The sequence below is a fragment of the Streptosporangium sp. CA-135522 genome (assembly GCF_050949235.1).
Taxonomy (GTDB): domain Bacteria; phylum Actinomycetota; class Actinomycetes; order Streptosporangiales; family Streptosporangiaceae; genus Streptosporangium.
Genome location: NZ_CP192026.1, coordinates 7,556,963 through 7,581,437, shown reverse-complemented (window position 1 = coordinate 7,581,437; position 24,475 = coordinate 7,556,963). Strand labels below are relative to the sequence as shown.

Below are 24,475 nucleotides of genomic sequence, written 5' to 3'. Positions count from 1 at the left end.
TGAACCGCGGACGCCGTGCCTGCCTGTCAGTCATCCGTTTCGCCGAATATCGTGGCGAGAGCCGGGTTGGAACCGATGCGCCGGGGCCGGTCGTGACGACCGGGTGAAGACCGTCTGACGTTCGGAGACGTCAGACGGCCGCCGCCGAGTCGGAGACCCGCTGCACGGTGCCGGTGCCGGTGTCGGTGTCGGTGCCGGTCGTCGTGCTCTTGCGTGCCTTCCGTGAGCTGATCCACCGCTCGCCGAGTTGCAGGAGCGGGCGCTCGATGGCGTAGTAGCTCACCGTCGCGACCACGATGCTGCCCAGCAGCACGGCGGACTCCAGCTCCCAGAAACCGGCCATGCCGCGCATGGCGGGAACCTGCAGGGGGTCACCGCCGAATATGCTCCCGCTACCGAGGTAGAGGTTCATGACGATGAAGTGCCAGAGATAAACGCCGTAGGAAATGCGGCCGAGGAAGACGACCACCCGGTTTCCCACCACCGCGTCGATGAGTCGCGACTCCGAGTTCGGCGCGACCATCGGCGTTATCAGCAACGCGCAGAAGAGAATGAACAGCACGTAGAAGGTGAGCGCGCCGGGCAGGCTGTCGTAGTCGCCGTAACCGGGCCTGCCGAAAGGCTTGGCGCAGTTGATGGCGAACACGATCAGTGCGGCGAACCAGAACATGTTCGGGTGCTTGGCCGCGACGCGGAAAATGCGGGAGGTGTTACCCGGCGACACCTGGGAGAGCGCGGACATGATGCCCAGTCCCATGCCGGCGGCGATGTTGGCGGCGACGCCGATCGGCCACCAGAACTCGGGGGGGAAGATGCCCATGAAGGGCTGGTGGATGTAGACGTTCCATGCGAATCCGACCAGGATGAGGATCGGGATCGGGATCATCAGCCGGCGCGCCCGGCTCACCGGGTCGGCGCCCCGGCGCGCGTACCAGTGGCTGGCCCAGGCGATCAGCGGCAGCACGATGTACCACTGGATCTCGGTCGGCACGGTCCAGGTGATGTCCATGCCGGCCATCCACTGCGGGTCGTAGTTCTGCATGAGCAGGACCGGCCGCAGCACGTACCAGATTCCGTCGATGCTGTTGAAGTTCAGTGCCAGCAGGGCGACCGCGGTCACCACGTAGTAGGCGGGCAGCAGGCGCAGGACGCGCCGCAGGAAGTAGGGCCCGAGCTCGGGCTTCGGGGTGTCGGTGATGATCGCGCGAGCGAACGGGCGGTAGAGGAACAGCCCGGACAGCAGGAAGAAGACTCCCACCGTGATCTGGAAGCCGTTGATCACCGTGGCCGCGGGCAGGTTGCTCGGCGCCTCGTTGTAGGAGCCGGTGAGACTGGCGGTCCACGCGACGTGAACGACGAGCAGCGCCACCGCGCAGAGCCCGCGAATCCCGTCGAACTTCGGCATTCTTTTCGCCTCGCGGCTGATCACGGCGGATCCGTTCGTGCTTTCCCCCGTGCCTGTGTTCCGTTTTCCGGGAGAACCACCCGATCGGGTCGTGGAAACACTCATGTTCCCCTCCTTTCATGAAGGGTGACTGGATATGCAGACCGTGCCCCCGGCGCACATCTAGACGGCCACCGCCGTAACGCGGCTTGTTCCGAACCCTCGTCTGGCCATGTACCGCCGATGCGATTGTTGCATCAGGGTCCTCGCAGGTTTTCTTTGAAATTGCTCGGTTTGCGGATGATCGTCCTCGTATATTTACTTGAGACCTGACTTCGGGTGATGCTTATAAGTCAGAGTCCTTCGCCGGCGGCAGCGGTTTCCGTGCCCCTCCGCGAAACGCACGTCGCGCGGCCGGACTCGCCGGGGCAGGGGGCTCGCGGGGGCGGGGTGTGGAACGGCGGACAGGGGTGGCCGCCGTGAAGGCGGGATCCGTTTCCGCGACGAGGGCCGACGCGGGACGGCGCCGGGGCGGTCGCCCTCTCCGGCTGCGCATGGCCGCTCCCGCGGAGGGGCCGTCGCTCGTGCCGGCGAATCCGTCGCCGCGCTCGAACCGAGCGGATGCCGATCCGGGGCGAGCGAACGCCGCACCGTAAGGGTGGCGGCGCGCCGGCCCGGGTGCCGGCCGGTGAACAAGGACCGGTGTACAGAAGTCGATGAACAGGGCCGATGAACAGAAGCCGGTGAACAGGCCGGCGAGCAGGACCGATGAACAGAAACCGGTGAGCAGGCCGGTGAACAGGCCGACGGACAGGGCCGATGAAGACGAACGGGCCCGACCGGCCAGGGAGGCGCGGGCACCCGCGACCTCCCGATGCCGGGTCAGCTCGGGGTGACGACGACCTGGGCGGCGATCCAGTTGGCGCCGTTCTGGTTGGCCGAGCAGACGTAGCTGCTCTTGGCAGAGGCCCCGGAATCGACCGTGCCGGTGAACTTGAAGCCGTAGGGCTCGCCCTCGAACTTCTCCTCCGAGAACGTCGGAGTCGCCGAGGTCTTGAGCTGCTGTTTGACCGCATCGTGGCAGACGGCAAGCCCCGCGGCCTGCCGGGTGTCGGCGGTGTCGGTCGGCTGTGCCCTCGATGTGCTTGAGCAGGCGGCCAGGGTCAACGCGAGCGTCGTGGCGGCCGCGGCCAGGAGGCTGGTGCGCGTTGTGGGAGTCACGTCGCACAGTGTGCATGATCGTTTTCGGTGGCGCCAGGGCGCGTCCGGGAGGCGATGGCGCACGATACACATGATCGTTCTTGGCGGCTCGGCCCGCCCCGGAGCGGCGTGATCGCCCGCTACCAGGCGCGTCTTCCGCCGCCCCCCACCGCAGCGGCGCTTCCGGCGCGGCCGTGCGGGTGATTTCCAGAGGGAAATCCCGGACTTGAGTGAGCAAGCTGGAAGAAGACATAGAAATCAATTCCTTGCGAGCATTCAGCCACAGAGCATTCGGCGATGAGCCAGATGGATGCCTGGGGGGCGGTTGAGATCAGGGGCCATCGGTGGCCGGCGGCGCGAGCCGCCGGTGCCGGTTGTCGCAGCTGTGGCATCGGCCGGGACGGCTATGAGCCGGCGGGGCCGATCAGCAAGGTCGGGCCGGCATCGACCCCGGATGCCCGCGCCGGCGGGCGCGTCGCTCCCGGCCTCGACCGGTGGGTGGGGCGATCCGCTGTGGTGTCGGAGGTCGGGATGCACGTTACGGTCACCTGCCGGGGGGATCCGGGCCGGACACGTGCGCTGTCGCCGTTCGTCATGGTGGTCCACCGGTCGGATGAGGGGTCGTCGTCCGGCGGACACTCGATGAGGTGTTCGCGGCCGTGGACCCGGTTCGGGTGGCCGGCCGCGACACGCGGATCGGAAGACGCCGAGTTCACCGGTCGTGTGCGGACCGGGCCGATGCGGTGCTCAGCTGTGACCTGCGGCTGCGCCGATGCAAGTGCCTGTCGATGATGCACGTCGGCACGTCATATCCACGTCACGACATCCGTGCCGGACGCCGCTCGGACACCGGCCCGGCGGCGCTCGGAGCCCCGGCCCGCAACGCTCCGGCCGGGACGGTTCCGCGCGATCCGGCACGATCACGCACGGTGAGCAGCCCTGACCGCACCCGCCGTCGCCCACCCCTTGACCCACTAGGGAGCAGATATGCACCTACGACGAACGCGACGCGGCCTGGTCGGACTGCTGGCCGTCACCCTTGCGGCGGCGGGCTGCGGCAGCGGCGGCAGCGGCCCGGGAAACGTGAAGATCGGATTCGTCGCGAGCCTGTCCGGCACCTACCAGGCGGCCGGTGAGGACATGCGCGACGGGTTCCAGCTCTACCTGGACACCCACGCCGGCAAGTTCGGCGGCCGGAAGGTCGATCTCGTCGTGGCCGACGAGGGTGACGGGCCGGCCACCGCCCTGCCCGCCGCGACCCGGCTGATCAAGCAGGAACGGGTGGCGGCGCTGGCCGGGATCGTCGCCAGCGGCTCCTACCAGGCGATCTCCGCTCTCACGATCGAGAACAAGGTTCCGCTCGTGGGGGCCAACGGCCGGCCGCCGGTCAAGGACACCTCCTGGCTGTGGCACACCAGCTTCGTCTCCGACGAACCGGGCGCAGCCGTCGCCCCCTACATCAAGGAGAAGGCCGGCGGCCCGGTCTGGGCGATCGGCCCGGACTACCAGGGCGGCCACGACCAGCTGCGCGGGTTCACCGACACGTTCACGCGCGTGGGCGGCAAGCTGGCCAACCCCGGCGGGAAGACGACGTGGACGCCGTTCCCGACCACGAGCAACTTCCTGCCCTATTTCACCCAGATCAAGAACTCCGGTGCGAAGGCCGTCTACGCCTTCTACGCCGGTAAGAGCGCAATCGACTTCGTCACCCAGTACGCCCAGTCCGACATCAAGGACCTGCCGCTGTACGGGGCGTTCCTGACCGAAGGCGTCCTCGGCGCCCAGGGGGCGTCGGCGGAGGGCACCTGGAACGTGGCGAACTACTCGCCCGACCTGGACAATCCCGCCAACCGTGCCTTCGTCTCGGCCTGGTCCGAACGCCACGACCGCGCCCCCACCACGCAGGCGATGGCCTCCTACGACGCCGCCGCCGTCCTCGACAAGGCGATCGGGAAGATCCAGGACGAGGTGACCCCGGAGAAGGTCAACCGGGCGATCGGTGAACTCGGGCAGATCGACAGCCCCCGCGGCGCCTGGCAGTTCTCGGCCGCGACGCACTCGCCGATCCAGCACTGGTACCTGCGCGAGGTGCGCCGCGACGGAGCCCGGCCGGCCAACCGGGTCGTCCAGGACCTGGCCGTCATCGGCACCTAGAGCCGTCACCTACGACGCAAGGGAGGACTGCCGTGGGCCTGCTGGACGCCTACCTGATCCCCACCATCGACGGGCTCGCCTACGGGTTGTTGCTGTTCACCGTGGCTGCGGGCCTGACCCTTACCTTCGGTGTCGGCGACGTGCTCAACCTCGCCCACGGCACCATGTACGCGCTCGGCGCCTACGCCGCCGCCGCGCTCGGCGACGGAAGCTGGGCCGGACTCGGCCTGGCCGTGGTGGTCGGCACGGCGGCCGGCGCGGCCGGCGGCGGACTGCTGTCGGTGGCCCTGGCCCCCCTCACCGGTCGTGGGCACCTGACCCAGGCGCTGTTGACCTTCGGGATGGCGCTGGCCGCCGGTGCCGTGCTGGTTCTGGCCTTCGGCGCCGACGATCTGCGGCCCACCATTCCGGCGGCGCTCGACACCGCCGTGGCGGTCGGCGACCATCGGTATCCGGTCTACCGGCTCGGGTTCATCGTCGCCGCCGCGGTGTTCGCCGCCTGCGGATGGCTCGTCATCCGCCGCACCCGCGCCGGTGCGCGAGTGCGGGCGGTGGTCGACGACCGTGACATGCTCGCCTGCCTGGGCACCAGTCCGCGTACCGTGCTGGCCGTCGTCCTGTCGGCCGGCGGAGCCCTCGCCGGCCTGGCCGGTGCCCTCGGGGCGCCGATCATCGGGCCGGGGCCGCGCACCGCCGACACGGTGCTGCTGCTGTCGCTCGTCATCGTGGTACTCGGCGGGCTCGGCTCGATCGGCGGCGCGTTCGTGGCCGCCGTCATCGTCGGCCAGGTGCAGAGCCTGGGCGTCGTGCTGGCTCCCGCCTGGGCGCCGTACCTGCTGTTCGCCGCCATGGCGGCCGTCCTGGTCCTGCGCCATCGGCGCGTGCTCGTTCTCGGAGGGCGCTCATGAACTCCGTCCGGCATGTCCTGCCCGGCCGTGCCCTTGCGGCCCCGGTCTGGGCGGTGCCCGTACTGGTCCTGCTGGTCTCGGCCGCCTGGGTGGTCGATCCGTACACGCTCAGCGTGCTGGCCCGCATCCTGTCTCTCGGGCTGCTGGCGGTCAGCGTGGCGATCCTCACCGGCGTCGCCGGCCTGCCCACCCTCGGGCAGGTCGCCCCCTACGCCGTCGGCGCCTACACCACGGCCCTGCTCGCCCGCGCCGGCGTCACCGTCGGCCCGGTCCAGCTCGTGGTGGCGGCGCTGGTCGCCGCGCTGTTCTCCGTCCTGGTCGGCCTGGCCGTGATCCAGGCACGCGGGATCACCTTCCTCATGGTCACCCTCGCCGTCGGGGAACTGGCCGCGGTCGCCGCCGGGCAGTGGAAAGCGGTCACCGGCGGCACCGACGGGCTCGCCGGCATCCCCGCCGCCCAGCCGCTCTGGGGCGCGTCGCCGCTGGTCGGCGACCGGGCCGTCTACGGCTACGTGCTCGTGGTCGCCGTCGCCGTGACCGTCGTCACCTGGCTGGCGCTGCGGTCCCCGGCGGGACTGCTGATCCGCGGCTGCCGTGACCACGAGGCACGCATGCGTGCCAGCGGTCACCCGGTCACCCGCTACCTGCTGGCGGTCTACACCGCCGCCGGCGCCGTGGCCGGCGTCGGCGGGGCACTGCTGGTCACCAGTCAGCGCTACGTGTCGCCGCAGGACGTGGGGTTCGAGGTCTCGGCGCTGGTACTGCTGGCCGTGACCATCGGGGGGGCGACCTCCCTGGGCGGCGCGCTGGCCGCGGTCGCGGTGGTCGTCGCCGTACGGGAATGGGCGGCGGGATCGATCCCCGGCCACGGCCCCCTGCTGCTGGGAGCCCTGTTCGTCGTCGCGGTCTACCTGCTGCCCGACGGCCTGGCCGGGCTGGGCGCGCGATCGCGCCACCGGCTCGATCACCGGCCCGGTCACCGGCCCGGAGAGGCGGCGTCGTCATGACCGCCCTGCTGGCCGCGACCGGCCTGGCCCGGAGCTACGGATCGCTGCGCGCCGTCGACCGCGTCGACCTCGACCTGTCCGCCGGAGCCCGGCGCGCGCTGATCGGCCCCAACGGCGCGGGCAAGAGCACCCTGCTCAATCTGATCGCCGGCACCGTACGGCCCTCGGCCGGCCGAATCCGGCTCGCCGGCCGCGACATCACCCGCGCCGGACCGGCGGCCCGGGCGCGGCTGGGCGTCGCCCGGACCTTCCAGACCCCCGCCGTCCTCGATTCGCTGACCGCGCTGGAGAACCTCGTCGTCGCCGCGTGGCGGCACACCGGCGCGGGCCGCCGATGGCGCGAGTCCCGGCGCCGGGAGCCGGCCCGTCTCGGCCTGCTCGACACCCTCGGCCTCGGCGCGCAGGCCCACCTCACGGCCGGCAGCCTGTCCCACGGACAGCGCCGGCTGCTGGAGATCGCCGTCGCGCTGGCCGCCGAGCCCAGCGTGCTGCTGCTGGACGAGCCCGCGGCCGGGCTCGGCGACGCCGACCTGCCGCGGCTCCTCGCCGCCCTGCGCCGGCTGCCGGCCGAGATGGCGGTGCTGCTCGTCGAACACAACCAGGACCTGGTCACCGCCTTCGCGGACACCGTGACCGTGTTGCACCACGGGCAGGTGCTGGCCACCGGTACCCCACAGGAGATCCATGTACATCCAGCCGTGGCCGAGGTCTACCTCGGCACACCACAGGCGGTGAGCCGATGATGACGCTGAACCTGGACCAGATCAGCGCCGGCCACAACGGCGGCACCGTCGTGCACCAGATCCACCTCACGGTACGGCCCGGCACCGTCCACGCGCTCGTCGGCCACAACGGCGCCGGCAAGAGCACCCTGCTGGACACGGTCGCCGGGCTGATCCGCCCCGCCGGCGGGCGCATCCTGCTCGGTGACCGGGATCTCACCCGGCTGCCCGCCCACCGCCGCAACCGCTCCGGCATCGGCTACGTACCCCAGGGCGCCCGCGTCTTCGCCACCCTGACCGTGGCCGAGCACCTCGCCATCGCCGAACGCCGGGCCTCAGGGCCGGGGGGCTGGACCCGCCGGCGGGTGCTCGACCTGCTGCCGCGCCTGGCCGAGCGGCGCGACCACCGTGGCACGCAGTTGTCCGGCGGCGAGCAGCAGATGCTCGCCCTCGCCCGGGCGCTGCTCACCCAGCCCCGCCTGTTGCTGCTCGACGAGCCCACCGAGGGGCTCGCCCCCGTCATCGTCGAGCACGTCCAGCGCACCGTCACCGCCCTCGCCGCCGACGGCCTCGGCATCCTGCTGGCCACCCCCCAGCCGGACTTCGCCCGGGTGGTCGCCGACCACCTCACCGTCCTGACCGCCGGACGCGTCACCGCCCGGCTCGCCGCCGGCGCCGTCCGGGACGACCCCGGCCTGCTGTACGGCGCGCTCACCCCGGGGGCCGGCGACGCCGCCGCGTCCCGCCCGCGCCAGGCCGTACTCGCCGGCGCCCTGGCGACCGACACCCCGGCCGTCACCGAACCGGCGGCACCCTCGTAGCGTCCGGAGTCCGCCCGGCCGGGCGGAGACGGATCGGAACGTCTCCGCCCGGCCGGGTGTCATCCGCGTTCGGTCACCCCGTTCACCCGAGTGCCGCGGCGGCCGGTTCGGTGAGCAGCCCGCGCTTGCGCAGCAGGGGCATCACACCCTCCCCGAACGAGTAGGCCTCTTCCAGATGCGGCTGCGCCGACAGGATGAGGTGGTCCAGGCCGAGCGTGTGATACTCCTCGATCCGCTCGGCCACGTCTTCGTGGCTGCCGACGAGGGCGGTCCCGACGCCGGGGCGGACCAGCCCGTAGCCGGCCCAGACGTTCGGGTAGACCTCCAGCGCGTCCGTGCTGCCGCCGTGCAGGGCCGCCATCCGTCGCTGCCCCTCCGACTCGGTGGCGCGAAAACGCTTCTGCGCCTGGCTGATCCTGGCCGGATCCATGCCCTCGACCAGCTGCCGCGCGACCTGCCACGCCTCCTCCGCGGTGTCCCGGCTGATGACGTGGAAGCGGGTGCCGAACGTCAGCTCCCGTCCCTGGGCGGCGGCCGCCTCCCGCGCCTGGCCGATGAGCTCCGCCATGGCCTGCGGCGGCTCTCCCCAGGTGAGATAGACGTCGGCGTGCCGGGCGGCCACCTGCCTCGCCGGGGTGGAGGAGCCGCCGAGGAAGATCTGCGGCCGGATCGGGTGCGGGCGGGCCAGCAGCCCGCCGGAGATCCGGTAGTGCGCGCCGTCGAAGTCGAACCGCTCGCCCGTCCAGGCGCGCAGGAACACCTCCAGGAACTCTTCGGCGCGTTCGTAGCGCTGGTCGTGCTCCAGCCAGTCGCCGTAGCGCCGCTGTTCGTCGGCGTCGCCGCCGGTGACGACGTTGAGCTGCAGGCGCGAGCCCGAAACCCGCTGGAACGTGGCGGCCGTCTGGGCGGCCAGCACCGGCGAGACGAAGCCAGGCCTGAGCGCGATCATGAACTTCACCCGTTGCGTCCTCGCCACCAGCGTGGACGCGACGACCCATGGATCCTCACAGAACATCCCGAACGGCGTCAGCATGCCGGTGAAGCCGAAGCGGTCGACGGCGAGCGCGACCTGGGTCAGATAGTCGATGTCGGGTTCGCGGCGGGCGCCCGGCGACGCCGGCCCCTCGGCCCGCTTGGCGACCTCCCTGCCGTCGCCGTGCAGCGGCAGGAACCAGTGCAGTTCTAAAGGCATGTCACTCCTTCCACGTGGATGCTCGCCGGAATGCGGCACCGCTGCCGGCACCGCTGCCGGCACCGTGCCCGACCCTGTGCCCGACACCGTGTTCGATACCGTGCTCGAACCCGCGACCGAGCCAGTGCCCGGCGTCGCGGCTCTCGTACGGCTCCCGCGGCCGGGTTCCACGGCGCCGTCATCCGAGCACGACCTCGGCGAGGGCGGCCAGCGGATCCGGCCGTCCGGCGTGGAACGCCTCAAGCCACAGAGCCCGGCGATACCACCGGTGCACCGGGAACTCCCAAGTGACGCCGATCCCGCCGCACACCTGGATCGCGGTCTCGCAGACCCGCGTGGCGGCCTGCCCCGCGGCGTGCACCGCGCAGGCGAGTGCCTGGCCGGCGTCCTCCGCCTGGTCCTGCAGCGCGCAGGCAGCCCGGTAGGCGAGCGAGCGGGCGAGCTCCAGTTCGGCGTAGCCGTCGGCCAGCAGGTGACCCACCGCCTGGTAGGAGCCGATGGGCCGGTCGAACTGGACGCGTGTTCCGGCGTACTCCACGGCGAGTTCGAGGGCGCGGTCGGCGACCCCGACCGCCTCGCAGGCGAGCAGCGCGACGGCCCTGCGGCCGGCCGATGCGAGCAGCGGCTCCGCGGAGGGGGAGCCGACCAGCAGCCGCGCCGGGGTCCGGACCAGCTCCAGGTCCGAGACCTCCCGCAGCGGGTCGATTCCGGCTCGTTCGACGCGGGACAGCCCCGGCGCGTCCGGTCGCACGCCGAGCAGCGCCACACCGGTGCCGGTACGGGCGGCCACCACGATCTCGGCGGCGGCGCGGGCGTCGACCACGGAGGCCACCCGGCCGCGGAGCAGCCAGCCGTCGCACTCCCGTGAGGCCCGGCAGGTGTCCGAGCCGTCGGCGAGGGTGGCCGGGCCGGGCAGTCCGACCCCGGCGGCGGCGTAGACGGGCAGGGCCTGCCCGGCCGTCGCCCACCACGGCGCCGGGTGCAGCGCGCGGCCGCCTTCCTCGGCGAGCAGGGCGAGCTCGACCATCCCGAGGTCCGCGTCCAGCCAGCCCTGCCGTTCGAGCTCCGGCCAGGCGCCGCCGTCGTGCCCGGCGGCGTCCGACAGCTCGGCGATTCGCGAGGCGGGGTAGCGGTCGCCCAGATAGCGGCGGGCCGCCGCCCTGAGGTCGGTCTGTGTCTCGGTGAGGGCGAAATCCATTCCGGGTCTCCTCCGATCCCGTCGCGGTCGGGTTCTAACGGGATCGGGGCAGCCCGAGCACCCGCTCGGCGATGATGCCGCGCAGGATCTCCGACGTGCCGCCCTCGATGCTGTTGGCTCTCGTGCGCAGCCGCTGGTGCTGCCAGTACCCGCTCCAGGAGGCCGTCGCCGTACCGCCCAGCAGGCCGGACGCCAGCGCGCTCAGCCGCTGGTTGGCCTGTGACCAGCCCAGCTTGAGGACCGAGCCCTCCGGGCCCGGCTCGCCGGTGCGCTCCAGCGCGGCGAGCGCGCGATAGCCGGTGAAGCGCAGCCCCTGCAACCGCACGTACAGCTCGGCGATTTCGCGGCGCACCACGGGGTCCCGGTCGGCGCCGGCGGCCGTGGCGGTCTGGACCAGCCGGTCGAACTGCACCGCCAGGCGTGCGGTGAGCGTGATGCCGAAGGTGCCTCGTTCGTGCGCGAGCGTCGTCAGCGCCACCCGCCACCCCTCGCCGAGCGGGCCGAGAACGCTGTCCTCGGGCGTGACCGCGCCGGTAAGGATGATCTGGTTGAAGTCGGTGTCGCCGGACATCTGACGCAACGGGCGGACCTGTACGCCCGGTGCCCTCATGTCGATCAGGAAACAGGTCAGGCCCCGGTGCTTGGGCGCGTCGGGATCGGTTCGCGCCAGCAGCAGGCAGTGGTCGGCGAGGTGGGCGTAGGACGACCACACCTTCTCGCCGTCGAGCACGTATCCGCCGGGCCGTCGCCGGGCGCGGGTGCGGACCGAGGCCAGATCGGAGCCGGCGTCCGGCTCGGAGAAGCCCTGGCAGAAGATCGCCTCGCCCGAGAGGATGCGCGGCAGGTAGGTCGCCTGCTGTTCCTGCGTGCCGTACCTGATGATGGTCGGTCCCACCATGTTCAGCCCGATCACGTTGATGTGATCGGGCGCCTCCGCAAGGGCGCTCTCCTCGGCGTATATGGCCTGGTAGGCGGGGGAGAGACCGCGCCCGCCGTGTTCAGCGGGCCAGGTGAGCCCGGCGTATCCGGCCTCGTGCAACGCCCGGCTCCACGCGCGCAGCTCCTCGGCCGCCCAGACGCGCGGCGCGCCCGGCCGTGCCGGGGGCACGTGCGCTCGCAACCAGCCGCGCAGCCGTGTGCGGAACTCGCTCTGATTCTCGCTGTCGCCCAGCCGCATGCTCGCACCGTAACGCAGCGGGATATGCGGAATGTAGACGCGGGCGCAGGGTCAGCAATTCAGAAGAAGGAATATCCGGCCGATCAATGAGGCCTCAATATATCCCCGGCCGTGTTGTGAAATCGACCCGGCATTCGCGCGGCCCGGAATTTCACCGGGCCGATCCGATGCAGCATTCCAGGAGATGCCCGAAAAAGCGGTTCGCCGTGACGATGTCGTCGTGAGCAACGGCCGATTCGCCGTTGCCCGCCCACCGGTCACGGGGAGGGTGCCCCATCCCGTGACCGCATCGGACGGCCGACGGCTTGAGAGGGTGCGGCGAATGCGGGTGATTGTCGACTACGACAGATGCGACGGCATGGGACTGTGCGCCGGGATCGCACCCGAGATCTTCGAGCTGGACGACGACATGCTGCACCTGAGGGCCGAGCGCCCGGCGGACGAGCACTGGCCGGTGGCCGAGGAGGCCGCGCGGGCCTGCCCGAAACTGGCCATCACGTTGCTGGAGACGAGCTGATGGCCGCGCCGGGGGACCGCACCCCGGTCATCGTGGCCGCGGCCCGCACGCCGATCGGCAGGCGGGGCGGCTGGCTGGCCGGGCTCAAAGCCGTCGAACTGCTGCGTCACGTCCAGCTCGAGGTGATCGCCCGCGCCGGGATCGGCCCCGGCGACGTCGAGCAGATCGTCGGCGGCTGCGTGACCCAGTCCGGCGAGCAGAGCCTCAACGTCACCCGCAACGCATGGCTCAGCACCGGCCACGACCCCGCCGTGGGCTGCACGACGGTGGACGTCTCCTGCGGCTCCGCGCAGCAGGCCAACCACCTCGTATCCGCCCTGATCGCCGCCGACGCGATCGACGTCGGCATCGCCTGCGGGGTCGAGTCCATGAGCCGGGTCCCGATCGGGACGAACCTCTACAGCGGTCCGGGCCACTACAAGACGGCCGACTACCCGTGGGACGACCCGCCGAAGGCGCAGTTCGGCGGCGCGGAACGGATCGCCCGCAGGCAGGGGATCGGCCGCGCCGACGCCGACGCCTACGGTGCGCTGTCCCAGCGGCGCGCGGCCACGGCGTGGGCGCAGGGACGTTTCGACCGAGAGGTGACGCCGGTCGTCGCGCCGGTGCTCGACGAGGAGGGCCGGCCGACCGGCGAGACCCGGCGGATCACCGGCGACCAGGGGTTGCGCGAGACCACCGCGGAGACGCTGGCCTCGCTGCGGCCCAACATCGAGGGCGCCGTGCACACGGCGGGGACGACCTCGCAGATCTCCGACGGCGCGGCGGCGATCCTGTGGATGTCCCTGGGCCGTGCCCGCGCGCTGGGGATCGAACCCCGGGCTCGGCTGGCCCACCAGGTCGTCACCGGCGCCGACCCGTACTACCTGCTGGACGGCCCGGTCGTGGCCACCGAGCGGATACTTCGCCGGGCGGGCATGAAGCTCAGCGACATCGACCTGTCGGAGGTCAACGAGGCCTTCGCCGGGGTCGTGCTCAACTGGGCGCACGCCCACGGCGCGGACCCGGAACGGGTGAACGTCAACGGCGGCGCGATCGCGCTGGGCCATCCTCTCGGCGCCAGCGGCACCCGGCTGATGGTGACCGCGCTGCACGAGCTGGAGCGCACGGACGCCGAGACCGCACTGATCACCATGTGCTGCGGCGGGTCGCTGGGCACGGCGTCCATCCTGCAGCGGCTCTAGGAGACGACATGCGCGAGCAGGATTTCCACCGGGAGTCGCTGAGCGATTCGACGGGGCCGTTGCAGGGCGTCCGGGTCCTCGACGTGACGAAGGTGTGGTCCGGTCCGCTGGCCACCTGCGTGCTGGCCGACCTGGGCGCCGACGTGGTCAGCGTGGAGCTGCCGGGCGGGCGGGACGGTCAGGTGCCGCCGGACATCCCGGGCACCGGGCTGTCGTGGTTTCGGGAGACGGTGCGCCGCAACAAGCGCAGCGTCGGCCTGGACCTTCGCGAGGCGGAGGGCAGGGAGTGCTTCCTGCGCCTGGTCGCCACCGCGGACCTGGTGGTGGAGAACTACAAGCCCGGCACCCTGGACGGCTGGGGGATCGGCTACGAGGACTGTCGCCGGGTGCGGCCGGACATCGTGTTCGTGTCCGTCTCCGGCTGGGGGCAGTACGGGCCGAACGCGCACCTGCCCGCCTACGACCCGGTCATCCAGGCGGCCGGCGGCTGGATGGACCTCAACGGCCTTCCCGGGAGCGCGCCGGTCCGGGCGCCCACGTTCCTGGCCGACGAGCTGGCCGGTCTGCACGCCGCGATCGGCGCGCTGGCGGCGCTGGCGCATCGCACGCGCACCGGCGAGGGGCAGCACGTCGACGTGTCCATGATGGACAGCCTGCTGTTCAGCAGCAGCGGGCTGCCCACGCTCGCGGCGACCGGCGCCCCTCCGCCCCGGCTCGGCAACGAGACCGATTTCGTGGTGCCGTCCAACGTCTACGCGTGCCTGGACGGGCACCTCTACCTCGCGGTGGCGCTCAACAAGCACTGGCGGGCGCTGGCCGAGGTGATGGGCAGGCCGGAGCTGGGAGGTGCGGACGGCTACGCGACCAACAAGGAGCGGCTGGCCAACCGGGACGAGATCAACCGGATCGTCGCCGGATGGTGTGCCGGGCGGACTGTGTCCGGGGCCGTCGCCGCGCTGTCCGAGCGCGGTCTCGTCGTCGCACCGGTGCGCACGCTCACCGAGGCCGCGGCCGACCCGCACGTCGCGGCGCGCGGGATGTTGCAGGAGACCGTGCTGAGCAACGGCTCCCGCGCGCCGCTCGTCGGCCCGCCGGTGAAGTTCTCCCGCACACCGACCGGAATCCGGCGCGCCGCGCCGGCGCCGGGAGCCGACACCGCCGAGGTGCTGGCCGAGTTGGAAAACGACGCAGCAACATAAAAGAAGCAGTTTTAGCGGCCGATTTTATAAAGTTTAGACAACGCACAACATGCGAGTCTGCCGCCGGTGGCGCAAATGCGACGCCGAATGCGGCATCGAATGCGGATCCGAATATCGGATCGAATTCGAGGCCGAATGCGGTGGTGAATGCGACGCAAATGCAGTGCCGTATTCGGATCGAATGCGGTGGTGAATGCGGCGCCGTCGCCCACGGCAGGCGTTCTCACACGAGGAGGCGGAGTGGCTGAGCAGCACCGGGCACTGGTCACCGGGGCCTCGCGCGGCATCGGCCGTGCGGTGGCTCTGCGGCTGGCCCGCGAGGGCTACGCGATCGCCGGCTGCCACAGCACCGCCAGCGAAGCGGCGCGGCAGACCGAGGCCGACGTGCGGGTGCACGGCGTGCCCTGCTATTTCGCGGAGTGCGACGTGTCGGATCCCGAGGCGGTGGAGAAGTTCGTGCGCACCGCCGAGGAGGAGCTCGGCACGATCGACTTCCTGGTCAACAACGCCGGCATCACCAAGGACAGCCCGCTGGTGCTGGCCTCCTACGAGGACTGGAACGCGGTGCAGGCGACCAACCTCACCGGCACCTGGAACCTCTGCCGGGCCATGGCGTTCCGCTTCATGAAGAGCCGCCGCGGCTCGGTGGTCAACATGTCCTCGGTGGCGGGAGTGTACGGCCACGCGGGCCAGACCGCCTACGCGGCCAGCAAGGCCGGCATCATCGGCTTCAGCAAGTCGCTGGCCAAGGAGGTCGCCGCCTACGGCGTGCGCGTCAACGTGGTGGCCCCGGGCTTCATCGAGACCGACATGACCGACGTCCTGGGCGACAAGCTGCGCACCCAGGCGCTCACCCAGATCCCGGTGCGCCGCTTCGGCAGGCCCGAGGAGGTGGCCGACCTCGTCGCGTTCCTGCTGTCGGACAGCGCCTCCTACATCACCGGCCAGGTCTTCCAGGTGGACGGGGGGATCACGCTGTGACCAGCACGGTCGATGTCGAGTGGATCGCGGCGCCCGACGTGCCGCCGATGGCGGCGCCGCTGCGCGCGGTGGACTCCTGGCGGTCCGGGCAGGAGGGGGACGAGCTGACGCTGACCGCGCGGGTCGGCGTGCGCGGCGACGACCCGAACCTCCGAGGCCACTTCCCCGGCCTGGCCGTCTTCCCCGGCGTGTTCGTCGTCGAGGCGCTGTGCCAGGTCATGAACCTGGCCCTGGGGGTGGATCCCGCCACGCCCCTGGTCCTGCGCTCGGTGCGGTCGGTCCGCTTCCTGGCCCCCCTGCTGGACGGGGACGAGCTGACCCTCCAGATCACCGCGTCGCCGGGACCCGAGGGCGGCTGGGAGGTCACCGCGCAGGGGTCGCGCCGCGACGGCACCACGACGGCGCGGATCCGCGCCGACTTCGACCGAGGTGAGGCCGCCCATGCGTGAACACGCCGACATCAGGGCGATCCTGCCGCAGCGCTACCCGCTGCTGCTGGTGGATCGGGTTCTGGAGCTCCACCCGGGAAAGTCGATTCGCACCATCAAGGCGATCACCGGGACGGAGCCCTGCTACGCGGGACTCCAGGACGGCGCCGAAAGCCGGTGCTATGACTACCCGCGCTCACTGATGATCGAGTCACTCGGGCAGAGCGCCGCGCTGCTGTGGCTGGACGGCCGCGCGCCCGCTGCGGACGACGACCAGGTCCTGATGTTCGTGGGCGCCAGGAACTACCGCTTCGAGGGAACCGCCCATCCGGGCGACGTCCTGCGACATGAGGTCCGGCTGGACTCCGTGCTCGCCGACACGGCTTTCGCCTCCGGCGAGACCTGGGTCGGCGACCGGCGTGTCGCCACCGTCGCCACCCTGATCGCCACGCGGCGCCCCGTGCGTCCGTCTGGCTCCGTGCCGCCCGCCGTTTCCGCGGGTGGTCCAGCGTCAACCCCACCGAGGGTGCCGTCAGTATGGGAAGGATCGCGATGACGCAGGTAGAGCAGGAAAACCAGCAGCTGGAGGAGCTCCGCGACATCGTCGCCGAGGTGCTCGAACTGGAGCCGGAGGAGCTCAACGACACAGGTGACTTCATCGAGGACTACGGCGCGGACTCGCTGCGCGCCATCGAGATCCTGGCGCGCATCGACAAGCAGTACAAGGTCGAGATCCCTCAGGCCGAACTGCCCGAGCTGCGCAACCTGAAGGCGGTCCACGCCGCGCTCAACCGGCACTCCAGCCGGCAGGGCTGAGCCATGGTCCGCGTCGCGGTGACCGGGCTCGGTCCTGTGTCGAGCATCGGTGTCGGCGTGTCGGCGTTCACCGACGCGCTGCATGCCGGACGGTCCGGCATCTCGCGGATCACCAGCTTCGATCCGGCCGGGTTCCCGCATCAGAACGCAGGCGAGGTGCGCGACTTCAACCCCGACGATCACCTGCGCCGGCTGGATCCGGCGAAGTGGGCGCGGTCGAGCCAGTTCGCCGCCAGTGCGGCGAGGCTGGCGGTGGACGACGGCGCGCTGGATCTGGGAGCGGTCGCACCCGGACGGGCACATGCGGTCATCGGCACCACCAGCGGTGAGTCGACGGTGGCCGAGGCCCTGACCGCGCAGATCGTGAACGGCGGGTTCCCGGCGCAGGACCCGGCCCTGCTGGCGCAGTTGCCGGCCAACCGGCTGGCCAACGCCGTCAGCGAGGAGCTGGGCCTGCTCGGTGAGTCGCTGACCATCGCCACCGCGTGCTCGGCGAGCAACTACGCCATCGGCTACGCCTACGACCTGCTGGTCACCGGCGAGGCCGACGTGGTGTTCGCCGGGGGCGCGGACTCGGTGTGCCGGTGGGCGCACGCCGGGTTCTACCGCCTCGGCGCCCTGACCGACACCGCCTGCTCGCCGTTCGACCGGGATCGCTCGGGCATCCTCACCGGTGAGGGCGGAGCCGTGCTGTTGCTGGAGACGTTCGAGCACGCGCGGGCGCGCGGCGCCCGGATCTACGCGGAGCTGCTGGGATACGGCCTCAACTGCGACGCCACCCACCCGGTCTCCCCGGACGCGTCGAGCATCGCCGAGTGCATGCGGATAGCCCACCGCAACTCCGGGGTCAAGCCGGAGGAGGTGGACTACATCTGCGCGCACGGGACGGGCACGCCCGCCAACGACCTGGTGGAGAGCCGGGCGATCCTGGAGGTCTTCGGGCAGCGGCCGCCGCCGGTCAGCTCGATCAAGTCCATGATGGGCCACACCATGGGCGCGGCCTGCGGCTTCGGCGCGATCGCGTCCGTCATGGCGATCGACCGGGGCTTCCTGCCGCCGACGATCAACTGGCTCACCCCCGACCCGGAGATGCAGGGCATCGACCCGGTGCCGAACGTCGCCCGGCAGGCCGACGTGCGGGTGGTCCAGAACGACGGGTTCGCCTTCGGCGGCAACAACGCCATCGTGATGCTGGGAGCAGTCGCATGACCGGGGTCGTGATCACCGGCTGGAGCGCGCTGAGCTCCGCGGGCGTCGGCGTGGACGCGCTGGCCGGGCGGCTGGCCGGCAGGGAGCTGAGCGCGGTCCCGGTCAGCCCCGGGGTCGGTGTCGGTCATCTGTACGAGGAGCCGCTTCCCGCGCCGGACGGCCACGCGCTGGCCGACTTCGACGTGCGCGCCCGGCTCGGGCGCAAAGGCACCGGCTCCTACGACCGGACCACGGCGCTGGCCGTCGTCTGCTGCCAGGAGGCGTTGCGCGAGGCGGGCATGACCGTCGACGACGTCACCAGGAAACGCATCGGCGTCGTGCTCGGCACCAGTCTCGGCAGCTTCAAGTCCACCAGCGACTACAGCCGTGAGACTCTGGTGCAGGACAAGCCCTACCTGGTCAACCCGATGCTGTTCCCCAACACGGTGATGAACTGCGCGGCCGGGCAGGTGGCCATCCGGTTCGGCCTGCGCGGCGTCAACGTGACGATCGCGGGCGGCGCGCTGGCGTTCCTGAACGCGGTCCGCTACGCCGGCAACGTCATCGAACGCGGATACGCGGACGTGATGCTCACCGGGGCGGTCGAGGAGTACACGCCGCACCGGGCCTGGGCCTCCCACCTCACCGGCTCCACCACGACGGTCGCCGCCGGAGAGGCCGCGGGCATGTTCGCGCTGACGAGCCCGCAGGCGCCGGTCTGGGCCGGGTCGCGCCGCTCGGCACGCATCCTCGCGGTGAGCACGGGCTACGGCCCCGGCGGCGGCGAGCAGGCCGAGCGCGCGCTGAGCGGATGCGTGAACCGGGTCCTGCGCCGCGCGGGAGTCGATCCGGACGCCATCTCCACGGTGCTCACCTGCGAAGGCGACGAAGCCGATCGCCGGGAGTACGGGCCGGTGGCGTACGCGCTGGGACACCGACCGCGGCGGATCATGGCCAAGCGGCTCTTCGGGGAGTGCGACGCGGCCTCCGGCGCGGTCGCGCTCGCCGTACTGCTGGCGGCGGGCAAGGACGGGGTCGCCGCGGAGGGGCTGAGCATGCTGACCGCCCGCGGCGCGGACGGCGCCGTCGGCGCCGCGATCGTGAAGGGATACGCCGATGCCGGCACTGATCGCGGGTAGCGCCGTACGCACCTGCCTCGGTGCGGGCGCGGAGACGTTCGCCGCGCTGCTGCGCGGCGAGTGCGGCGCGGGCCCGCTGCGGCACGGGGATCCGGCCAGGCTCAACGTGTTCGCCGGTTACCACGTCGGCGCCGACGATCCCAACCGGCCCTTCCGCGCCGGACGGCTGCTCGCCGAGTGCGTCGCCGAGGCCGCGCGGCAGGCCGGTCTGGACACCACGCGGCAACGGGTGGCGGCACTCGTCGGCACCGGTCTGCGGGAGCTGTCGGCGGTCGAGGACTGGGCGCTGACGGGATCGTCCTTCCCGCCGCGGCGCCTGCACTTCGGCGACGTGGTGCGGGAGGCGCTGCCCGGCGTGAGCGAGGTGATCACCATCTCCAACGCCTGCAGCGCCGGCGGGCACGCCCTGGCGCTGGCGCAGGACCTGGTGGAGCTGGGCGAGGCCGACGCCGTCGTGGTCGGCGGGGCCGACACCATGACGCAGTCGATGCTCGCCATGATCGGCAGGGTGGCCCCCGGCCGGACCGAGCGGGTGCGCCCGTTCGACCGCGACCGGGACGGCGTCCTGCTCGGTGAGGGCGCGGCCGCGCTCGTGGTCGTGGCCGAATCCTGGCAGGGGCGCGCGCTGGCCCGGCTGGCCGGCACCGGGCTCTCCTGCGACGCCCACCACCAGACCGCGCCCGACGTCGCGGGCATCTGCCGGTCGATGCGCGACGCCTTCCACCGCACCGACCGCGATCCGTCCGCCGTGGATCTCGTGGTCGCGCACGGCACCGGCACCGAACTCAACGACCCGGTGGAGTGCGAGGCGCTGCGCGAGGTCGTGCTGGGCGCCGGAGGCGCGCCGCTGGTGACCGGGGTCAAGGGCTCGGTCGGCCACACCTCGGGAGGCGCGTCGCTGGTCAACGTGGACGTGGCGCTGCGCTGCCTGGCCGAGGGCGTGGTCCCGCCGGTGGCCGGCCAGCGCGAGGCGCTGAAGGAGGGCGACGGGCTGCGGTTCGTGGTCGGCGCGCCGGTCCCGCTGCGGCCCGAGCTGATCCAGGTCAACGCGTTCGGCTTCGGCGGCGTCAACGCCGTGACCCTGCTGGAGGCGGCGTGAGGATTTCCGCGGAACCGCTGCTCGCGACCGGCTGGAGCCTGCATCTGCCGGGCGTGCGTCCCGGCGAGGCGCTCGCCGCGCATCTGGGCGAGCCCGCCGGTGCTTGGGCCGACGACGACTCACCCGCCCCCGACCAGGCCAAGGAGCTCCTCGGGCGCAAGGGCCTGCTGTACAAGGAGCCGGCGACGCGGCTGGCGCTGTGCGCGGTGCACCGGGCACTGGGACTGCGGCCGGGGCAGCGGCCCGACTGGCCCCTGGCCCCGGAGGTCGCCGTGGTGGCCTGCAGCAACCTGGGAAACGTCGAGACGGTCGCAAAGGTCACGCGCACCATCGCCGCCGAGGGCGGTCGGGGCGTCAGCGTGCTCGACGCGCCCAATGTCTCCAGCAACGTCGTCGCCAGCACCGTCGCGCTGTGGTTCGGCTTCGGCGGCCCCAACCTGATGGTCTGCTCGGGTGCGACGGCCGGCCTGGACGGGGTACGGCTCGCGGGATTGCTGCTGCGTGCCCGCCGAGCCGAACGGGTCGTCCTCGTCGGCGCCGAACCCGCCGACGAGGTGGCCACGGCGCTGCACGCCGCGGGCGGCCCGGCGCGGCCGTTGCGCGCCGGGGCGGCATGCGTGGTGCTCGAGGCGTGGCGGCCGGAGGCCGGCGGCCCGCCGGGCCGGGCACTGGTCGAGCCGGTGCCCGCGGCCGGGCCGTGGCCCCGGCCGCGGCGGATCACGATCGGCCGGGACGGGTTCGACCCGGCGGCGCACTGGGGCGACTGCTACGGCGCGGAAGGCGTGGTGGCGCTCGCCCTCGCCGCACACCTGGCCGCCGACGAGGGGCACGGCCCCGTCGGCGTCCGCTGCGACAGCGAGGACGGCTCACGGGCCGCGCTGGTCAGCTCGGCGGAACCCGTCACGGTCGGGAGGTATCGGTGATCAGATCGGCGATCAAGGTGCACACGCTGGCGCAAGGTGTCCCGGGCGCCCCGTTCGTCGTGTTCGCGCACGGGCTTGAGGACTCCTGGACGAGCTGGCTGCCGCTGGCGGCGGAGCTGGACCCGGACTGGCGGCTGGTCGCGCTCGACCTGCCGTGGCGGCCGGGCAACGACTACCGCTGGCGTACCAGGCCGGCCGGACAGTGGCTGGGGGACGGGCTCGACCTTCTCGACACCGCCCCCGACGCGGTGGTGGCGCACTCCTTCGGAGCCAACGCCACCCTCGAACTGCTGTGCGCGCTCGACTCGCGTCCCGGGCGGGCCGCGGCCCTGGTGTGCCCGCTCTACCGGCTGCCGCGCCACCCGGTGACCTGGCGCATGTTCGAACGCTCCCGGAGCACGTTCGTCCAGCACATCCGGGACGGCCTGCGGGCGCGGATGGGCGTCCGGGCCGACTCGACCGAGCCCGGAGTGCTGGAGACCATGATGGACATGGCGCTGGACCGGGTGGGACCGTCCGGCTTCCTCACGGTGTTCGAGCAGTTCGCGGCGAGCGCCGACCTCCCGCTGGGCAACGTCGGACTGCCGACGCTCGTGCTGGCGGGAGGCGCCGACCCGACCCTGTCGCTGGAGGCGGCCACCGCGCTCGCCGACGGGATCCCGGGAGCCGACCTACGGATCCACCACGATTACGACCACTTCTGCCACATTCGGCACGCTCGCGGCGTCGCGGCGCAGGTCGCGAACCTTGTCGATGTCGCCCGTGCCACAACCAGGACGGTAGGGGAATTCCGATGACCGTGACCATTCACCCGGAACCGACCGTGGTGTACGGCCGCCCGGCTTACGAGGGCGCCAACATCCGCACCTGGATCGGTTTCAAGCACTTCACCTACCTGGTCGAGCAGGCGGTGCTGCAGTGGCTGATCGACCAGGGCACCGGCTCCCGGAACCTGTTCCTGGAGCACGGTCTCGGCATGGAGATCGTCGACAGCTCGATCCAGCTGCCGGCCGTACTCGAACTCGACGACGACGTGCGCGCGCAGGTCACGGCCGGTAAGGGCAACCTGCTGACCGTGCAGCTTTCGGTGGTGCGCGACGGAGGCGAGGTCGTCGTGCTGCGCGGCAAGGTACGCGTGGCATTGGTGCGCGAGCGGACCGCGGACGCCCACCGGCCTGCTCCGGAGCCGCTGGCCGCGCTGGAGGTGGCGGACCTGGCCGAGGCCGGCACGGTCGCCCGCCCGGCCGATCTGCACCTGGCCGCCGGGCAGACGGCGCAGGCGGCGCTCACCGCCGATCCGGCCGCCTTCCTGTGGTCCTGGCGGGCCCCCTACTTCTACTGCCACTTCTCCGATCGCGTTCAGCATTCCGGGTTCGTGCGGGCGCTGGAAGAGGTCGTCGACCGCTTCCTGGCCGACCGGGGCATCTCCGTCGGGCGCATGCTGCGTGAGCGGTCGTGGATCCCGGTGGTGTCCCGGGCGCGCGTGCGGCTGATCGCCGCCGCCCACATGGAGGAGACGATCCACACGGTGTTCACCGTCACCGACGTCCTGCGCGGGATCATGTTCGACGGCCGCATGGACTGCTACGTCCAGCGCGGCGACGAGCTCGTCCACGTCGCCACCGCGCAGATCCTGCACGGGTACGCGATCGCGGCCGGCGAGGGCGCCGGCGGCATGGCCCAGCTGGACGACGGCGTGGTGCGCGCGCTGACGGGAGGCGCATCATGAGCCGGCGCCCGCGCCTGTACTTCTCCTTCCGGAGCCCCTACAGCTGGCTGACCGTCCTGCGCCTGCGCGAAGCGGTGCCGGACGCGTGCGAGACCGTGGACTTCTTCCCCTACTGGGACCCGGACGAGCAGACCGGCCGCGCGTTGGCCGAGCGCGGTGGGGAGTTCCACTACATCCAGATGAGCCGGGCCAAGCACCTGTACATGCTGCTGGACACCAAGCGGCTGGCCCAGCAACAGGGGCTGGCGATGGCCTGGCCGATCGACGTCGACCCGTGGTGGGAGCTGCCGCACCTGGCGTGGCTGTACGCGCGGCGGCAGGGACGGGCGTGGGAGTTCTACGACGCCGTCACCGAGGCGCGCTGGGGCCGGGGCGACAACATCTGCGATCCCGAGGTGGTCCGGGCGGCCGCCCGGCAGGCGGGGCTGGACCCCGAGGCCGCCATCGCCGCGGCCGGGGACCCGGACATCCGCGCGGAGGCCGTCGGCAGCCTCTACCAGGCCTACCTCGACGACGTTTTCGGCATCCCCTACCTGAAATGGGGACGCCACAGGTTCTGGGGCTTCGACCGGCTGGACGCGTTCCTGGACGCGTGGCGGCCCGTACTGCAAGGAGCGAACGCATGATCCGGCCGGACACCCTGACAGAGGTCGACGACGACGTGGACAGCCCCTGGTACGGCATCCCGATCGAGCTGATCAACGGGGCGGACCTGTACGACACCGACTCCGCGGGCGGTTGCGGATGACTCCCGCTCGCCCTCGGCGGACGCTGGAGGAGGAGCGGCTGTACCGCAAGCAGCGCCTCGCCGCGTCCCTGCGGCTTTTCGCCCGGCTGGGGTTCGACGAGGGCGCGGGCGGTCACATCACCGCCCGCGACCCGGGCGAACCCGAGCATTTCTGGATCAACCCATTCGGCGTCCACTTCGGGCACGTGCGCGTCAGTGACCTGCTGCTCGTCGACGCCGGGGGCACTGTCGTGTCGGGGACCGGCGGCGTCAACCCGGCGGGGTTCGTCATCCACTCGCAGGTGCACGCCGCGCGGCCGGACGTCGTGGCGGCCGCGCACACCCACTCCGTCCACGGCCGGGCCTGGTCGACGCTCGGCAGGCGGCTGGACCCGCTGACCCAGGACGCCTGCGCCTTCTACGAGGACCACGAGGTGTTCGACGGCTTCGAAGGCGTGGTGCTCGACTCCGACGAGGGCAAGCGCATCGCCGAACGGCTCGGCTCGGGCAAGGCGGTGATCCTGCGCAACCACGGCCTGCTCACCGTCGGCGGATCGGTGCAGGAAGCGGCCTGGTGGTTCGTGACCATGGAGCGCTCCTGCCAGGTGCAGCTGCTGGCGGAGGCGGCCGGCACACCGGTGCGCATCCATCCGGACGTGGCACGGGCGACCGGCGCGACCATGGGCTCGCCGGGGATGGGGCGGCTCAACTTCCGCCCGATGTACGCCGACATCGTCCGCGCCCAGCCCGATCTGCTCGACTAGCCGGTCCGGACTCCGAGA

Annotated in this window: 26 protein-coding genes; 21 read left to right on the top strand and 5 right to left on the bottom strand. The window is 71.9% G+C overall.

What is annotated here, in order from left to right; all coding sequences use genetic code 11:
• Positions 1 to 130 precede the first annotated feature (130 nt).
• Complete coding sequence (locus ACQPYK_RS35895) at positions 131 to 1,405, bottom strand: acyltransferase family protein (protein ID WP_433241242.1); 1,275 nt, start codon at positions 1,403 to 1,405, stop codon at positions 131 to 133.
• Between the two features lie 861 nt (positions 1,406 to 2,266).
• Complete coding sequence (locus ACQPYK_RS35890; protein ID WP_433241239.1) at positions 2,267 to 2,605, bottom strand: hypothetical protein; 339 nt, start codon at positions 2,603 to 2,605, stop codon at positions 2,267 to 2,269.
• A 966-nt stretch (positions 2,606 to 3,571) separates the two neighbouring features.
• On the opposite strand from ACQPYK_RS35890, the gene ACQPYK_RS35885 reads away from it, so the two are divergent.
• From ACQPYK_RS35885 to ACQPYK_RS35865, 5 genes are read left to right on the top strand one after another with little or no spacing between them, the layout of a single operon-like run.
• Positions 3,572 to 4,738 (top strand): ABC transporter substrate-binding protein, encoded by a 1,167-nt coding sequence (locus ACQPYK_RS35885; protein WP_433241236.1) that lies wholly within the window; start codon positions 3,572 to 3,574, stop codon positions 4,736 to 4,738.
• 32 nt (positions 4,739 to 4,770) lie between these two features.
• Positions 4,771 to 5,646 (top strand): branched-chain amino acid ABC transporter permease, encoded by an 876-nt coding sequence (locus tag ACQPYK_RS35880; RefSeq protein WP_433241233.1) that lies wholly within the window; start codon positions 4,771 to 4,773, stop codon positions 5,644 to 5,646.
• Positions 5,643 to 6,653, top strand: a complete 1,011-nt coding sequence (locus tag ACQPYK_RS35875; RefSeq protein ID WP_433241230.1) for a branched-chain amino acid ABC transporter permease — start codon at positions 5,643 to 5,645, stop codon at positions 6,651 to 6,653. Before ACQPYK_RS35880 ends, ACQPYK_RS35875 begins: the two co-directional genes overlap by 4 nt.
• Positions 6,650 to 7,396 (top strand): ABC transporter ATP-binding protein, encoded by a 747-nt coding sequence (locus tag ACQPYK_RS35870; protein ID WP_433241227.1) that lies wholly within the window; start codon positions 6,650 to 6,652, stop codon positions 7,394 to 7,396. Before ACQPYK_RS35875 ends, ACQPYK_RS35870 begins: the two co-directional genes overlap by 4 nt.
• A complete protein-coding gene (locus ACQPYK_RS35865) occupies positions 7,393 to 8,196 on the top strand; it encodes an ABC transporter ATP-binding protein (protein WP_433241224.1) in 804 nt (267 codons plus the stop codon). The genes ACQPYK_RS35870 and ACQPYK_RS35865 overlap by 4 nt, the downstream gene beginning before the upstream one ends.
• An 82-nt stretch (positions 8,197 to 8,278) precedes the next feature.
• Here the strand turns inward: ACQPYK_RS35865 and ACQPYK_RS35860 are convergent, their stop codons facing one another.
• The 3 genes from ACQPYK_RS35860 to ACQPYK_RS35850 form a co-directional block, all read right to left on the bottom strand.
• On the bottom strand, positions 8,279 to 9,388 hold the full coding sequence (locus ACQPYK_RS35860) for an LLM class flavin-dependent oxidoreductase (RefSeq protein ID WP_433241221.1): 1,110 nt from the start codon (positions 9,386 to 9,388) through the stop codon (positions 8,279 to 8,281).
• A gap of 178 nt (positions 9,389 to 9,566) precedes the next feature.
• Positions 9,567 to 10,586 carry an acyl-CoA dehydrogenase family protein gene (locus ACQPYK_RS35855; RefSeq protein WP_433241218.1) on the bottom strand — a complete coding sequence of 340 codons (1,020 nt, stop codon included), beginning with the start codon at positions 10,584 to 10,586 and terminating at the stop codon, positions 9,567 to 9,569.
• Positions 10,587 to 10,620: 34 nt separating this feature from the next.
• A complete protein-coding gene (locus ACQPYK_RS35850; protein WP_433241215.1) occupies positions 10,621 to 11,763 on the bottom strand; it encodes an acyl-CoA dehydrogenase family protein in 1,143 nt (380 codons plus the stop codon).
• 322 nt (positions 11,764 to 12,085) lie between these two features.
• Between ACQPYK_RS35850 and ACQPYK_RS35845 the strand changes: the two genes are divergently transcribed.
• From ACQPYK_RS35845 to ACQPYK_RS35770, 16 genes are all read left to right on the top strand, one after another.
• Positions 12,086 to 12,280: a ferredoxin gene (locus tag ACQPYK_RS35845; RefSeq protein ID WP_433241212.1), complete on the top strand. Its 195-nt coding sequence runs from the start codon at positions 12,086 to 12,088 to the stop codon at positions 12,278 to 12,280.
• Entirely contained in the window at positions 12,280 to 13,464 is a 1,185-nt protein-coding gene (locus tag ACQPYK_RS35840; RefSeq protein ID WP_433241209.1) for a steroid 3-ketoacyl-CoA thiolase, read from the top strand. The genes ACQPYK_RS35845 and ACQPYK_RS35840 overlap by 1 nt, the downstream gene beginning before the upstream one ends.
• Positions 13,465 to 13,472: 8 nt before the next feature.
• A complete protein-coding gene (locus ACQPYK_RS35835; RefSeq protein ID WP_433241206.1) occupies positions 13,473 to 14,663 on the top strand; it encodes a CaiB/BaiF CoA transferase family protein in 1,191 nt (396 codons plus the stop codon).
• 240 nt (positions 14,664 to 14,903) lie between these two features.
• Positions 14,904 to 15,644: a 3-oxoacyl-[acyl-carrier-protein] reductase gene (fabG, locus tag ACQPYK_RS35830; protein WP_433241203.1), complete on the top strand. Its 741-nt coding sequence runs from the start codon at positions 14,904 to 14,906 to the stop codon at positions 15,642 to 15,644.
• A complete protein-coding gene (locus ACQPYK_RS35825; RefSeq protein WP_433241200.1) occupies positions 15,641 to 16,093 on the top strand; it encodes a hypothetical protein in 453 nt (150 codons plus the stop codon). Before fabG ends, ACQPYK_RS35825 begins: the two co-directional genes overlap by 4 nt.
• The gene (locus tag ACQPYK_RS35820; protein ID WP_433241196.1) at positions 16,086 to 16,628 is read left to right on the top strand and encodes a 3-hydroxyacyl-ACP dehydratase FabZ family protein; all 543 of its coding nucleotides are present in this window, start codon (positions 16,086 to 16,088) and stop codon (positions 16,626 to 16,628) included. Before ACQPYK_RS35825 ends, ACQPYK_RS35820 begins: the two co-directional genes overlap by 8 nt.
• The gene (locus ACQPYK_RS35815; RefSeq protein WP_433241193.1) at positions 16,625 to 16,888 is read left to right on the top strand and encodes an acyl carrier protein; all 264 of its coding nucleotides are present in this window, start codon (positions 16,625 to 16,627) and stop codon (positions 16,886 to 16,888) included. The genes ACQPYK_RS35820 and ACQPYK_RS35815 overlap by 4 nt, the downstream gene beginning before the upstream one ends.
• 3 nt (positions 16,889 to 16,891) lie before the next feature.
• Entirely contained in the window at positions 16,892 to 18,097 is a 1,206-nt protein-coding gene (locus ACQPYK_RS35810; protein ID WP_433241190.1) for a beta-ketoacyl-[acyl-carrier-protein] synthase family protein, read from the top strand.
• A complete protein-coding gene (locus ACQPYK_RS35805) occupies positions 18,094 to 19,215 on the top strand; it encodes a beta-ketoacyl synthase N-terminal-like domain-containing protein (RefSeq protein WP_433241187.1) in 1,122 nt (373 codons plus the stop codon). The genes ACQPYK_RS35810 and ACQPYK_RS35805 overlap by 4 nt, the downstream gene beginning before the upstream one ends.
• A complete protein-coding gene (locus ACQPYK_RS35800) occupies positions 19,193 to 20,314 on the top strand; it encodes a beta-ketoacyl synthase N-terminal-like domain-containing protein (protein WP_433241184.1) in 1,122 nt (373 codons plus the stop codon). Before ACQPYK_RS35805 ends, ACQPYK_RS35800 begins: the two co-directional genes overlap by 23 nt.
• Entirely contained in the window at positions 20,311 to 21,237 is a 927-nt protein-coding gene (locus tag ACQPYK_RS35795) for a beta-ketoacyl synthase N-terminal-like domain-containing protein (RefSeq protein WP_433241181.1), read from the top strand. Before ACQPYK_RS35800 ends, ACQPYK_RS35795 begins: the two co-directional genes overlap by 4 nt.
• Positions 21,234 to 22,034: an alpha/beta fold hydrolase gene (locus tag ACQPYK_RS35790; RefSeq protein WP_433241178.1), complete on the top strand. Its 801-nt coding sequence runs from the start codon at positions 21,234 to 21,236 to the stop codon at positions 22,032 to 22,034. Before ACQPYK_RS35795 ends, ACQPYK_RS35790 begins: the two co-directional genes overlap by 4 nt.
• Positions 22,031 to 22,966 carry a hypothetical protein gene (locus ACQPYK_RS35785; RefSeq protein ID WP_433241175.1) on the top strand — a complete coding sequence of 312 codons (936 nt, stop codon included), beginning with the start codon at positions 22,031 to 22,033 and terminating at the stop codon, positions 22,964 to 22,966. The genes ACQPYK_RS35790 and ACQPYK_RS35785 overlap by 4 nt, the downstream gene beginning before the upstream one ends.
• A complete protein-coding gene (locus ACQPYK_RS35780) occupies positions 22,963 to 23,592 on the top strand; it encodes a 2-hydroxychromene-2-carboxylate isomerase (RefSeq protein WP_433241172.1) in 630 nt (209 codons plus the stop codon). The genes ACQPYK_RS35785 and ACQPYK_RS35780 overlap by 4 nt, the downstream gene beginning before the upstream one ends.
• Positions 23,589 to 23,714, top strand: coding sequence for a hypothetical protein (locus tag ACQPYK_RS35775; RefSeq protein ID WP_433241169.1), 126 nt, complete (start codon positions 23,589 to 23,591; stop codon positions 23,712 to 23,714). Before ACQPYK_RS35780 ends, ACQPYK_RS35775 begins: the two co-directional genes overlap by 4 nt.
• Positions 23,711 to 24,457 (top strand): class II aldolase/adducin family protein, encoded by a 747-nt coding sequence (locus tag ACQPYK_RS35770; RefSeq protein ID WP_433241166.1) that lies wholly within the window; start codon positions 23,711 to 23,713, stop codon positions 24,455 to 24,457. The genes ACQPYK_RS35775 and ACQPYK_RS35770 overlap by 4 nt, the downstream gene beginning before the upstream one ends.
• Positions 24,458 to 24,475 lie beyond the last annotated feature (18 nt).